Here is a 14286-nt window from a genome sequence, read left to right as displayed (position 1 = left end):
ACGGAAAATACCAATTGGGAGGAAACTATGAGTAAACTATTGCTGAAAAATGTGAGATTAGAAGAAGCATATGAGCGCGAAAATGAACACATTGTTGCTACTCGTACAGGTATTTATGATGTTCTAATAGAAAATGGGCATGTTCAACAAGTAGATAAGGATATAGTGGTTGATGGAGATGTAGAAGTGATAGATGCGCAACAGCAGCTATTAGTCCCTTCATTCCGAGAGATGCATATTCATATCGATAAAACGTATTTTGGCGGGGAATGGCAGGCACCGAGGCCCATTACTAAAGGGATTTTAACACGTATTGAAGAGGAAAGAACTCTATTACCACAACAATTGCCGACAGCTGCTTATCGAGCAGAGGAAATGGTGAAGTGGCTCATTTCACAAGGGCACACACATATTCGTTCTCATTGTAATGTGGACCCACAAATTGGGACAAAGCATATTGAAATTACAAAACAGGTTTTAGCAAACTTTCAAGATCAAATCACATATGAGATTGTGGCCTTCCCACAGCATGGCTTATTACGCTCCAATGTGGAGGGACTGATGCGTGAGGCAATGGCAATGGGGGCAACGCTTGTTGGTGGCGTTGATCCATCCATTGTAGATCGCAATATCGAAAAGTCATTACAAACAACAATGGGTATTGCACAAGACTATCATGCAGGGATCGATATTCATATTCACACCGCTAACACACTAGGCGAATTTGAATTTTATAAACTGATAGAGTTAACGAAACAAGCGAAAAAAGAAGGACAAGTCACGATTAGCCATGCAATGGCACTTGCTGATTTAGAACAGTCACGCTTAGAAAATTTAGTTCAAGCGATGGCTGAGGTGCAAATGGATGTTACGACAACTGTCCCAATCGATTTGAATCGTTCGACAATACCAATTCCTTATCTTTATAACAATGGTGTAAAGGTATCTGTAGGACATGATAGCTTAACAGATCATTGGTCTCCATATGGTACTGGTAATACGATTATGAAATTAAATGTCATGGCGGAGAGATTCCGTTTTATTGATGAATATTCATTAAGTCGCGCTTGGAAATATGCTTCTGGTGGTATCACACCATTGAATGATGCTGGAGAACGGGTTTGGCCTCAAGTTGGTGATAAAGCCAATATGCTGTTAGTGGATGGCGTGAGTACTGCCCATGTGATAGCAAGAAGATGTCCAATTACTACCGTCATTTCACGAGGTAAAATGATTCATCAACAGGATGTAGGAGAGTTGAAAGGAGAATTCAGATGAAGCACTGGCTTACAAATGTTCTACTTGAAACAGGAGAATATCTAAAGGAAAATGATACAGTTGGAACGAAAGTGGAGCTTTTTCACCTTGAAATTACAGATGGCTTCATTTCCCAAATTGTACCTGCAACAGAGGCAATCGATTCTCCAAATGAAGTCACAGATATGAAAGGAAAGCTGCTATTACCTGCCTTTAAGGAAATGCATAATCATTTAGATAAAACATACTTATCTTTACCGTGGAAGGCTTGTGTGCCCGTAAAGAATTTAAAGGAACGACTTGATCGGGAAGCACAAGAGCTAACCGTTCTTGCTACAACAGGTAAACAACGTGCGGCTGCAATGATTGAAAAAATCCTTAAGAACGGTGCGAATCACATTCGTACACATGTCAATATCGATCCATACATTGGATTAAAAAATTTAGAATGTGTACTAGCGGCATTGGACGATTATAAAGATGTCGTGACATCCGAAATCATTGCCTTTCCACAGCATGGTCTATTAAGAGATGATGTCCCTAAATTATTGCGTGAAGCTTTACGCAATGGAGCGACGATGATTGGTGGCCTAGATCCAGCGGGCATCGATAACTCGATTGAGCCTTCTCTTTATGAAGTGATGGATATTGCACAGGAATTTAATGTTGATGTCGATATTCATTTACATGATGGTGGCCATGTTGGGTTTTATACAATCGATAAATGGATAGATATTGTGGAGGAAGCCAAATATCAAGGAAGAACGGCGATAAGTCATGCCTTTTCACTTGGTGATGTATCAGTCATGGAACAACATAAAATTGCAGATCGTTTAGCGCAACAACAAGTAAAAATAATGTCAACAGTGCCATTTGATTTGCGACGATTAATTCCACCGATTGAATTACTATCAGAGCACGGCGTGGATGTCCACTTTGGTTGTGACGGCTTTTATGATTCTTGGAGTCCTAATGGCTCAGGAGATATTTTAGAAAAAGCGACTACTTTTGCAGACATTTCTCGTAAACTTGACGAACGCTCTATTCGACAAACATTAAAATATATTACAAGTGGTGTCACGCCATTAGATGCAAATGGTCAGAAGGTCTGGCCGAATGTGAAAGATGAAGCAAGTTTTGTATTCTTTGACGCAGTTTCAAGCGCTGAAGTTATTGCACGTAAACCATCCAACCGAGTGGTTATGTCTAAAGGTAAGTTTATTAACTAAGTATCAATCTAAATCCCCCTTATTTAGATAACATAGCAAACTAGAAAATTTCTAGTTTGCTATACTTATGTTTTAATAGAAAAGATGAATAAAGGAAAGGAAAGTAGATTTGTCATTACTTATGTAGAAATCTCTTTATATGCAGGTGCGATAAAATATGAAGCAATTAACAATCTATATGATTTTATTTAGCTGTGTATTTTTTTGGGCCAGTAATTTCATTATTGGCTCTATTTTAATTGAACATTGGGATCCTTTAACGGTCGCCGTTTTTAGATTAATTGTCATTGTTCTATTTTTAGGGGGGATTAGTTGGAAAGCAATTTGCCAAACAACATTTACGAGAAATGATCTATTGTTATTGATCCTTGCAGGAATATTGGGCGTTTCTATTAATCACTATAGCTTTTATGCTAGTCTCCAGCATACTTCTCCTATCACTGCTGCCTTAATCTTAGCCTGTGCACCGATTGTCACATCTCTACTGAATAAAATGATTTATCATGAATCACGTAACGGCATATTTTGGCTAGGTGCGATACTTTCATTTGTTGGTGTTGGCCTCATCATTACAAAGGGGGCACTTATCACCATTTCAATCGGTAAGGGTGAGGTGCTGAGCTTAATTACAATGCTAAGCTTTGCTTTGTTCCTCATTATTGTCAATCATCTTAGTCTGAAAATGTCTGCCCAGTCGATAACGTTCTATACAAATTTAATAGGTTTACTGGTGCTTGTGCCATTTTCATTTACTATTTTGCCGCAGACGAATTGGCAAGTTGCAATGCCCTACTGGTTATTGCTCATTTTATCAGCAATTATTATTCACGGGGTGAGTAATTTAATGTGGAATCAGCAAATGAAGGAGATTGGCTCAACGAATGCGTCACTGTTGTTAAACTTTGAGCCAGCTATAGCTATGCTATTAAGTGCATTATTTTTAAAACAATTCCCTACAAGTGTTCAAATATATGGTTCTTTATTAATTTTAGTAGGAATTTTGTTGTGTATTTATTATAAAGAAATTAAAATTTTGCTTTTGCTGAAAAGAAAAGCAAATTAAAAAATGCACTTTTCTGTACAGCATGTTAGAAATGATTTCTAGCATGCTGTTTTTCTGTAGATTGTATGTATTGTTTTTGTGCAAAAATAATATTACTTCAAAAAAATCCTCTTTTAGAATATTTCCATCATGTAGAAGCAATTGATACCGAGTTAACAGAATTTTATCTCTTATTCTTTGTATAAAAAATATATATTTGGATAATAAAAATCTTGTTGTATTGAAAGCATTTTATAAAATATTCATCCGCTGTATTGTGAATAATTTGTTATTTTATTAATTTAAGTAAAATTAAATTTTTTTATAAAAAATTCTGACCATTACTAAATAGAAAAATTTTGTCTATTACATTTATAAAATGCTCTTTTGTTCTATAAATTTCTATATACTACATATTTACTGTGCTTCTTTTTATGAGAGATACACATAATAATACTCCTGGTAAAATAAGACGTATACATTTATTGAATGTGAAAATATGCACAAATTTCATTATCTTAATATAATTAAATATTGTTTGAGGAATAGATCAGAAAAGTAATATTAGCTAAATGGTGTTATGTTTTTTGTAAAATAAACGTAGTTATACTTAGAGACTGTAAGGTTTGTGGGATATAACATATTAATAAAAAAGAGAAAAACTTTTTGGAGAAATAATATTTTTTAGAAAAACATCTTGCATTTGAATAATTCTAAGTGGTAAATTGTTTTACATGGACGTTCATAGAATTTTCACAGGTAGCAAAAGAGGGGAGAAATGAGAATTTATGAATAAAAATAGATGGTTAATTGCATTATCTGCAATCGCTATTCACCTTTCGATCGGTGGAGCCTATGCATACAGTGTATACAAGCTACCGATTGTCACAGAAATGGGATGGAGTGAAACAAAGGTAACGATTGCCTTTACCATTATGATGGGATTAGCTGGTTTCTCAGCTGCATTATTTGGTAGTTTAGTAGAAAAAATGGGACCACGTAAATCGGCGATGGTAGCAGCTGTCTTATTTGGAGCAGGACAAGCTGGGGCAGGTGTAGCCATTTCAATGGATTCTGTTGTTATGTATTGGTTAACGTATGGTGTTCTTAGTGGATTAGGAATGGGGATTGGCTATATTGCACCGGTATCAACACTTGTAAAATGGTTCCCAGACCGTCGTGGTCTAGCAACAGGTATGGCCGTACTTGGTTTTGGATCGGGTGCACTTATTACAGCACCAGTCGCAGCCAACTTAATGGAGGCAGTTGGCATTTCTACAACATACTTTATTCTAGGAGCAAGTTACTTCACGTTAATGATTTTAGGGGCTTCATATATAGCACCACCTAAGCCAGGTTATATGCCTGCTAATATGAAAGCGGCTGCTAATAATGGCAAGGATGTAGTTAAGAAAGATTTAGCTGTTATGTCAGCACGAGAAGCTGTTAAAACAAAGCATTTCTGGATGCTTTGGTCCATGCATTTAGTCAATGTAACGGCAGGGATTATGATGATTTCTGTTGCTTCACCAATGGCACAAGAAATTGTTGGTCTATCTGTTGCAGGTGCTGCCGCAATGGTAGGAATTATGGGGTTATTTAATGGTGGTGGCCGTTTAATTTGGGCTGCTGTGTCTGATTATATCGGACGTTCAAACGTTTTCGTTATTTTCTTTACAGCACAGCTAATCACATTTATCGTTTTACCACATACAACTAACGTAATTATTTTCCAAGCACTTATCTTCTTAGTTGTTAGTTGCTATGGTGGTGGGTTCTCAAATCTACCTGCATTTGCAAGTGATTTATTTGGAACAAAGCAACTTGGTGTGATTCATGGTTATTTATTAACAACGTGGTCATTGGGTGGAGTTTTTGGACCATTGTTAGTAAGTGCAATCAAAAATGCGTATGGAAGCTATATTCCTGTATTCTATGTATTCGCAGGTTTAATCGCTGCTTCGTTAATTATTTCCTTAACGTTACGTGCAGATGTTCGTAAGCAAACAGCTTTAAAAGCAGCGCAAAATGTTGGAGATGTTTCTGCTACACAATAATATGAACTTTCTTACTATATAGGTGTCATTTCGTGAATGGCACTTATATAGTTATTTTTTTGAAGTGATTGTTATATAACAATCATTATTTCTTTGTTTAATGTATAACAGCACATGTCTGATGTCAATAACATTACTGGAAATAAAGTGATTTCGTTATTAAAAGAGAAATTTTGTAACGAAATGCACAATGAGGGACAATCCGTTAAAAATTGAATCTTTTCTCAAAGATCAACGTATATAAAGTAATTAGGGAGGGATCAATCATGGGGAAATTTTCTTTAGATGAATTTGTTCATAAAACACAGCAGGACGATAATGACAATGATTATTTTGAATTGGAAACTGAACGTGTATTAGAGGTTAATCTCAACGGTGAAGTGTGGTCAAAAATGGGCGCTATGATTTCCTATACAGGTGATATTAAATTTGAACGTGAGCGCGTCTTGGAGCATGGTCTTGGCAAAATGTTTAAAAAGGCTTTAACGGGTGAAGGTACGCAATTGATGAAAGCTAGCGGAAAGGGCAGACTCTATTTAGCAGACCAAGGAAAGAAAGTAACTGTTTTTGATTTGAAAAACGACAGTATTTGTGTCAATGGCAATGATTTACTTGCCTTTGAGCCTAGCATCGAATGGGATATACGTTTGATGCGTAAAATGGCTGGCATCATGTCAGGTGGTTTATTTAATGTCACACTTCAAGGAACAGGGAAGGTTGCGATTACAACTCATTTTGAACCACTGACATTATTAGTGAAACCAGGTGAAACCGTATATACTGATCCACATGCTACTGTCGCATGGTCAGGCAACCTATCACCTGAATTTAAAACAGATATTAGCTTCCGTACATTTATCGGCCGAGGCAGTGGAGAATCCATCCAGATGGCGTTTTCTGGTGAGGGCTTTGTTATTATTCAACCATTTGAAGAAGTGTATATGGCTAGTGAAAGCTAAAAAAGCGCGTCCGTTTTCCACGGACACGCTTTTTCTTCTATTATAATGCCGCATGCATTCCTGCAATACGTCCTGTTACGAGGGCTGAAGTGATGTTATAGCCGCCTGTATAGCCATGAATATCAAGAATTTCTCCACAAAAGAACAGTCCCTCTTTTTTCTTTGAGGCCATTGTTTTTGGCTCGATTTCTTTTACAGAGACACCGCCACCTGTTACAAATGCCTTATCAAGTGACTGTGTGCCACTCACTGTTAACGTGAAGTTTACTAGTAAACGTGCTAGCTGACGAATTTTCTCTTGGGATAATTCAGCGCCCGTCAATTGAACATCAATATGTGCTCGCTCACATAAGAACAAGAGCCATCGTTCAGGTGCTATGCCTTTCCAAACATTTTTCACAGCCTTTTTCGGATCTTCTTTTATTAATTTATTTAAATATTGTAGACATGTTTCTTCATTATAATGTACCAGTGTTTGAATACGCATTGTCACGGGCTCATAGCCTGTTTTCATTAATTCTTTCACAACGAATTGACTACAACGCAAAATAGCAGGACCACTTAAACCAAAATGGGTAAAGAGCATGTCCATTTGATGAGTGACGAGTGTCTTGCCTTTTTTATTTAGCACGGAGACAGCAACATCACGCAGTGCTAGTCCTTGTAGCTCACGCGCTTGAATAAAATCTTCTTTTGAAATAATAGGGACTTCTGTTGGGAATAAGGTTGTGATTGTATGACCCGCACGTTCAGCCCAAGGATAGCCATCACCTGTTGAGCCTGTTTGTGGAACCGCCTTGCCACCAACGGCTACAACGACTGCTTGACTACGGACTTCGGTGCCGTCAGCAAGACGTACACCCAAAATTTTATCTTCATCCATTAGAAGCTTACTGACAGCTGTGTGTAAACGAACTTCAATATGAAGGCGTTGTAGCTGTCTAATCAGCGCATCCACGACATCTTGTGCGCGATTGGATACAGGGAACATTCTACCGTGGTCCTCTTCCTTTAGGGCGACACCAAGCCCTTCAAAAAATGCAATTATATCTTCATTATTATAAACGGTAAAAGGACTATAGAGAAAACGACCATTACCAGGTATATGCTTCACGATTTCTTCAACAGGCAAACGATTTGTAACATTACAGCGTCCTCCGCCAGAAATGGCCAATTTCTTGCCTAGTTTTGTGCCTTTTTCTAACAATAACACTTTCTTTTTACGCTCTCCAGCAGCAATCGCCGCCATTAAACCAGATGGGCCACCACCGATCACGATTACATCATACATAGTTAGAAACTCACTTTCTGTTCAAATTAGGAATCCTTCCTATTATACATGAAGTCTATATAGAGAGGGACTTTCTTTGACATTGAAAATAATAGAAAAGTGTTTTATAATTCTTTATCTCATCTTTTGAGATGAAGAGCTTATACAGTAGAATGAAACACAATATTCTTTGTTATACAAATGGATGAATGAAAGTTTTCCTTTATTAGCATTGTCAGCATGAAATGTATGTCTTTTCGTGCTATTATGGTAAAGGTTATGCACTAAATTATGAGGTGAAAAATAGAATGTGCGGATTTATAGGTTATATTAATGGAACAAATGTGATTGATCATCATCAGACGATAGAAAATATGATGAATACAATTATTCACCGTGGACCAGATAGCGGTGGTATTCATAGTGACGATAAAGTGACGTTAGGTTTCCGTCGATTAAGTATTATTGACTTATCAGACGTAGCAAATCAACCATTATATAGTGCAGATGGAAATATTGTGCTTGTATTTAATGGAGAAATTTTTAACTTCCAAGAGCTGCGTGCAGATCTTATTGAAAAAGGTCATACGTTTAAAACGCAGTCAGATAGTGAAGTCATTATTTATGGCTATGTAGAATATGGCGTAGATTTTGTGAAGAAACTGCGTGGGATGTTTGCCTTCTGTATTTGGGATAAAAAGAATGATTTACAATTCATTGCGCGCGATGGCTTTGGAATCAAACCATTGTACTACTCTGAGCATACAACAGACGGTACGTTTATTTTTGGCTCTGAAATTAAATCGTTTTTACCACACCCATCATTTATTAAAGAGTTAAATAAACAGGCACTTCGCCCCTATTTAACATTCCAGTATTCATCTATGGATGAAACATTCTTTAAAGGTGTCTTTAAATTACCACCGGCACACTATATGCTGATTCAAAATGGACAAAAGCAAATCGTGCAATATTGGGATAAAAAATTCCATGCAAAAGAAGCACCAATCGAAAAATATATCGAAGAAATTCGTTCAACTGTGAAAGAATCTGTAGAGGCTCATCAAATCAGTGATGTAAAAGTTGGTTCATTCTTATCGGGTGGTATTGACTCTAGTTATATTACGTCTTTATTACGCCCAGATAAATCCTTCTCAGTCGGGTTTGCGGACTATGAAGAAATGTTCAATGAGACAAATCTTGCAAAAGATTTATCAGATACGTTGAATATTCAAAATGAACGTAGATACATTACCGCAGATGAGTGTTTCGAAGCTCTTCCTAAAATTCAATGGCATATGGATGAGCCGCAATCCAATCCATCTTCAGTGCCACTTTACTTCCTTTCAGAGCTTGCTTCAAAAGATGTAACGGTTGTCCTATCAGGTGAAGGTGCCGATGAAATTTTTGGTGGGTATGCTTGGTATCAAAACTCAGGAAGAATGCAAAAATACGAAAAATTACCATTAGGTCTTCGAAAAACATTACGTGGAATGGCAGAAGCCCTACCGAAAAATCAATACACGAATTTCCTTATTAAAGGTGCTCAAACAGTAGAAGAACGGTTTATTGGGGAAGCGGTAGTTTGGGATGAAGTAGATGCTATTAATGTTTTAAAGCCAGCTTATAAAAATGCCCCATCTGTAAAATCGATTACAAAACGTATTTATGATGAAGTACCTGGCGATGATGATGTGACAAAAATGCAGTATCTAGATCTAAATCTTTGGATGCCTGGTGATATTTTATTAAAGGCAGATAAAATGAGTATGGCGCACTCAATTGAATTACGTGTACCATTTTTAGATAAAGAAGTAATGGAGTTAGCTAAAAATATTCCATCAAGATACCGTGTGAATGATATCGATACAAAGTATGTTCTACGTCAAGCCGCACATCAGGAATTGCCAGAAGAATGGGCAAAGCGTCCAAAACTTGGATTCCCAGTGCCAATCCGTCACTGGTTACGTGAAGAAAAGTATTACAACATGGTAAAAGAAATGTTTACAACTGACTTTGCAAATGAATTTTTTGATACCAAACAATTAGTTGGCTATTTAGATGAGCATTACGAAGGGAAAGCAAATCGTGGTCGCTATATTTGGACGGCTTATGTATTCCTAGTATGGTATAAAAAGTTCTTTGTGGACATGGTATAAAGAAATACCTTAATCGGTGGGGATGTTCAATTCCTCACCGATTATTTTAAGGTCTTTTTTCATCAGATTTTCTTTGGAATGAACTTTTTGATGTATTTATGCGTCTCATTTCCTATAAATATGTTAAGATTACAGTTGGTTTACTTTTATTGCTCTTAGAGTGACAGCGCTTGCATAGGTGTTGTTTCAAAAGAAAAAGTTTTATAAGTATTCTTTGAAGTGTTACGATAATAATATTGATTTTACAATGAATGGATGGGTATGATGTCCAATTTAATGAAAGGTACTGCGATATTAACAATGGGGATGTTTTTATCGAAGGTACTCGGATTAATTTATATTTTTCCGTTTTATGCAATTGTTGGCGAGAAGAACATTGCGCTTTACCAATATGCATATATTCCCTATTCAATTATGTTGGCAATCGCCATTTCAGGTGCGCCAATAGCCGTCTCTAAATTTGTTTCCAAATATAATGCCATGGGGGATTATCAATCAGGTCGCAAGCTGATGAAATCCGGCATTCTAATTATGATGGTGACAGGTTTCGCAGCATTTATTGCCCTCTTTCTACTTGCAACGCCAATAGCAGGGCTTGTTATTAAGAGTGAGGAACAGGTCTTTACTGTTGAACAGATTGCTTCCGTAATACGATGGGTTAGTTTTGCACTAATCGTAGTACCATTTATGAGTCTATGGCGTGGCTTCTTCCAAGGCTACGACAAAATGGAACCTACCGCCGTTTCACAATTGGTGGAACAAATTGTGCGAATTGTTGTGTTACTTGGCGGATCGTTCTTAGTGGTTATTGTGTTTAAAGGGAAACCAGAGACAGCCATCTCCTTTGCTGTGTTTGCTGCATTTATCGGGGCAATCGGTGGATTAGGTGTTCTTTATTATTACTGGAAAAAATATCAGTCTGAATTTAACTTATTACGTAGTCAAAGTGTGACTTCCACACAGCTACCAATGTCCAATATTTATAAAGAAGTGATTACCTATTCCATTCCAATGGTGTTTGTAGGGGTGGCAAATCCGTTATTCCAATTAGTCGACATGCTTACGTTTAATGGAGCAATGACGTCTATTGGTTTAGCAGAAGTAACAGATACTTATTTATCGATGATTAACTTTATGACACATAAAGTGGTTATCATCCCTGTTATGCTAGCGACTGGATTTTCGATGGCGCTTGTACCAACGATTACAAAGTATTTTACACAGGGAGAGTATTTAGCGCTCCGCCATGCAATGGATAAGACCTATCAAATTTTAATCTTTATTACATTGCCAGCTGTTGTTGGTATTTCTCTGTTAGCCAATGAAATTTATTTTATGCTTTATTCGGAAAGTGAAATGGGAGCAACCATTTTAGCGCATTATGCACCTGTTGCGATTTTATTTGCGTTATTCCAAGTCACAGCAGCCTTACTTCAAGGAATTGATTTTCAAAAGTGGATTGTCTTCAGTTTATTATCTGGGATTTTCGTGAAGCTAGCATTAAATATTCCTTTAATTCGCTGGTTAGAGGCAGATGGTGCTATAGTTGCTACAGCTATTGGCTATAGTGTTTCAATTATCATTAATATGCTTGTGTTACGAAAAACGTTAAATTATCGATCAGAAATGGTTGTGCGTCGTGTCATGCTAATTGCTTTATTGACAATGGCGATGGCCATAAGCGTGCTGATTGTGCATAAATTATTAGAATTACTAATGGGTCCAGTTGATAGTAAATTCTCAGCATTACTATTCTCAATTATTTGTGCGGGTGTGGGTGCGGCTGTCTATGGCTTTTTATCATTACGCCTAGGCTTAGCCCAAAAGCTATTAGGTGAACGATTAACCCGTATTATGAGTAAACTGGGATTGAAATAGGAGTGGAACGATGCGTTTAGATAAATTACTAGCAAATATGGGGTATGGCTCTCGCAAGGAAGTGAAGCAGCTACTAAAACAAAAAGCTGTCTCAGTAGACGGTGCTTACGTCAAGGATGCAGCTTTACACGTAGACCCAGAACAGCAAATTGTATCAGTGTTTGGAGAGCGCGTTGTTTATACAGAGTTTGTTTATTTTATGATGAATAAACCGCCTGGTGTTATTTCTGCCACTGAAGATTTAAGAGATGAAACAGTTATTGATTTATTAGAGCCATTACATCAGCATTTTCAGCCGTTTCCTGTTGGTCGACTAGATAAAGACACAGAGGGCTTGCTTTTATTAACTAATGACGGTGTGTTGGCTCACAATTTATTATCTCCTAAAAAACATGTGCCAAAAGTTTATTATGCACAGATTGAAGGCGTTGTGACAGAAGAAGATGCCGAGAAATTTGCAAATGGTGTTGAACTAGATGATGGCTATGTTACAAAGCCTGGAAAGCTTGTGATTTTAAAGTCTGCACAACAATCTGAAATAGAGCTAACGATTCAAGAAGGCAAGTTTCATCAGGTAAAGCGAATGTTTGAGGCGGTAGGAAAGCGTGTAACATATTTAAAGCGTATTTCTATGGGAAGCCTGACATTAGATGAAAATCTAGCGTTAGGTGAATATCGTGAGCTTACTACTGAAGAGCTAAACGGTTTACAAAACAATGATTAAACATATTATTCCTCGATGCCACACATAGCATCGGGGATTTTTATATACAGTAATAGGACTGTAACTGTATAATATGAAATGAGTTATTGTGATATAGTCATAGAATGTATCATATTTGAAATGTTTCCGAAAAGACGATGGTATAAATAAGTAGAGGACAATTAAATGAAGAACCTGCGTATTAAATTATTACTATCTTTAATAGCATTTGCAGTCATACTTGTTGCTGTTATTTCATATGTAAACCGACAAATACTGGTAACAGAGATAGAAAAGCAAGTGAGCATGAATAAAATATTAATTGAAAATCATATTTTGACAGATATGCAAACTGTCGATAATGCCCATTTTTATTTTGATAATAATATTTCAGATAAAATGGAACAGGAGCTTAGACAGTTAAAAAACTATTACCATGAAAATCCTAATATAGCTACTTGGGATTTACAGCAAATGAAAAAGAAACATGGTATGGATATTTACATAGTGGATCAATCTAATACAGTGGTTTACACGACTTTTACCAAAGATATTGGCTTGGATTTCTCGCGTTGCTGTCAACGTTTTTCTGCTTTATTGGATGAACGGCGCGCTAGTGGCGAATTTTTTACAGATGGAATTGATATTTCAACATCAACAGGAGAATATAGAAAATTTGGCTATCTGGCAACACATGATAAGAAATATTTGCTTGAGTTAGGTATAGACCTACTAAATGATCCTGTCTTCCAAACCTTTAATTTTGAGAAAACTGCACAGTACTTAATTGGTAAATATATTGATTTAGTGGATGTGCAAGCAATTAATGCAGGAGGCGTTTTCTTTAATGATTCGAGATCGAAGAGAATCACTGTACAGGAGCAATCTAAGAAATTTCAAAAATACTTCGAGCTGGCAAAGAAAACAATGGAGCCAGTGGAGTATGAAAAGGTTTTAGACAATGGTTATATAGAAACCCATCGTTTTCTGCCCTATGAAGCAGAGACAGTGAGAGGGGAGTCTTCCAAAAGAATTGTCTATGTGAAATTTATCAATATCACTAAAATGGAAGCACTCCAAAAAAATTCAAAACAATTTTGGAGCTTACTGTTCATCGCCTTACTAACATCGTTTATTATGTTGCTAGTCATTAATAAAATTCTATCTAAAACAATACAGCTAGCTACCTTCGATCCGTTAACTGGGGTCTATAATCGTGCTACATATATCAGGAAAATTGATAATTTATTAAGAAAAAGAAAAATAAATGTGCCGGGTTTATTGTTAATTGATTTGGATAACTTTAAACAAGTGAATGATCAATTTAGGCATGTAGAAGGAGATCATATCCTCGTTGAAACAGCGAGAATTTTAAAGCGTGTTGTGAAACAAAGTGGCTTTGTCGTACGCTTCGGTGGGGATGAATTTGCCATTGTTTTATACGATACAACAGAGGAAAAGATGCAGCACATGGCAGAGGCCATTTTGACTCAAATAAGGTCCGTTAAGTATGATGACCATGCTAGCGAGAAATGGTCTGTATTATCTGTAAGCATGGGTGGAGCCATTTATAACCATGCTGAAGATACAGAAATGAGCTTATTTGAACGGGCCGATAAAGCGCTGTATCAATCGAAAAATGCTGGTAAGGATCAATACTCTAGTTATGCAGAGGTCGCTGCTGACGAAGGCTATAATAGTTAAAAAAAACGCCCCATTTTATCGATAGCAG

Annotated in this window: 10 protein-coding genes; 9 read left to right on the top strand and 1 reads right to left on the bottom strand. The window is 36.8% G+C overall.

Going from position 1 to position 14286, the window contains the following annotated elements; all coding sequences use genetic code 11:
- Positions 1 to 27: 27 nt before the first annotated feature.
- From MKZ14_RS16500 to MKZ14_RS16480, 5 genes are all read left to right on the top strand, one after another.
- Entirely contained in the window at positions 28 to 1278 is a 1251-nt protein-coding gene (locus MKZ14_RS16500) for an amidohydrolase family protein (RefSeq protein WP_333005419.1), read from the top strand.
- On the top strand, positions 1275 to 2486 hold the full coding sequence (locus tag MKZ14_RS16495; protein WP_333005420.1) for an amidohydrolase: 1212 nt from the start codon (positions 1275 to 1277) through the stop codon (positions 2484 to 2486). The genes MKZ14_RS16500 and MKZ14_RS16495 overlap by 4 nt, the downstream gene beginning before the upstream one ends.
- A gap of 157 nt (positions 2487 to 2643) precedes the next feature.
- Positions 2644 to 3549, top strand: coding sequence for a DMT family transporter (locus MKZ14_RS16490; protein WP_036078437.1), 906 nt, complete (start codon positions 2644 to 2646; stop codon positions 3547 to 3549).
- A gap of 767 nt (positions 3550 to 4316) precedes the next feature.
- Positions 4317 to 5585 (top strand): OFA family MFS transporter, encoded by a 1269-nt coding sequence (locus tag MKZ14_RS16485; protein ID WP_004226054.1) that lies wholly within the window; start codon positions 4317 to 4319, stop codon positions 5583 to 5585.
- Between the two features lie 266 nt (positions 5586 to 5851).
- Positions 5852 to 6544, top strand: a complete 693-nt coding sequence (locus tag MKZ14_RS16480; protein ID WP_016991793.1) for an AIM24 family protein — start codon at positions 5852 to 5854, stop codon at positions 6542 to 6544.
- A gap of 40 nt (positions 6545 to 6584) precedes the next feature.
- Here the strand turns inward: MKZ14_RS16480 and MKZ14_RS16475 are convergent, their stop codons facing one another.
- Positions 6585 to 7835: an NAD(P)/FAD-dependent oxidoreductase gene (locus MKZ14_RS16475; RefSeq protein WP_339280229.1), complete on the bottom strand. Its 1251-nt coding sequence runs from the start codon at positions 7833 to 7835 to the stop codon at positions 6585 to 6587.
- A 287-nt stretch (positions 7836 to 8122) separates the two neighbouring features.
- Here MKZ14_RS16475 and asnB point away from each other — a divergent pair, with 287 nt between their 5' ends.
- From asnB to MKZ14_RS16455, 4 genes are all read left to right on the top strand, one after another.
- Positions 8123 to 9973 (top strand): asparagine synthase (glutamine-hydrolyzing), encoded by a 1851-nt coding sequence (gene asnB, locus MKZ14_RS16470; RefSeq protein WP_339280228.1) that lies wholly within the window; start codon positions 8123 to 8125, stop codon positions 9971 to 9973.
- A gap of 264 nt (positions 9974 to 10237) precedes the next feature.
- Entirely contained in the window at positions 10238 to 11851 is a 1614-nt protein-coding gene (locus MKZ14_RS16465) for a polysaccharide biosynthesis protein (RefSeq protein ID WP_016991790.1), read from the top strand.
- Between the two features lie 10 nt (positions 11852 to 11861).
- Complete coding sequence (locus tag MKZ14_RS16460; RefSeq protein WP_016991789.1) at positions 11862 to 12575, top strand: pseudouridine synthase; 714 nt, start codon at positions 11862 to 11864, stop codon at positions 12573 to 12575.
- A gap of 165 nt (positions 12576 to 12740) precedes the next feature.
- Positions 12741 to 14258: a diguanylate cyclase gene (locus tag MKZ14_RS16455; protein ID WP_339280227.1), complete on the top strand. Its 1518-nt coding sequence runs from the start codon at positions 12741 to 12743 to the stop codon at positions 14256 to 14258.
- The last annotated feature ends 28 nt before the right edge of the window (positions 14259 to 14286 follow it).

Origin of the sequence: Lysinibacillus sp. FSL P2-0066 (assembly GCF_037969495.1) — a bacterium.
In the GTDB taxonomy this organism is placed as follows: domain Bacteria; phylum Bacillota; class Bacilli; order Bacillales_A; family Planococcaceae; genus Lysinibacillus; species Lysinibacillus boronitolerans.
Note: the sequence above shows the minus strand (reverse complement) of the source record. Positions and strands in the feature narration are given on the sequence as shown.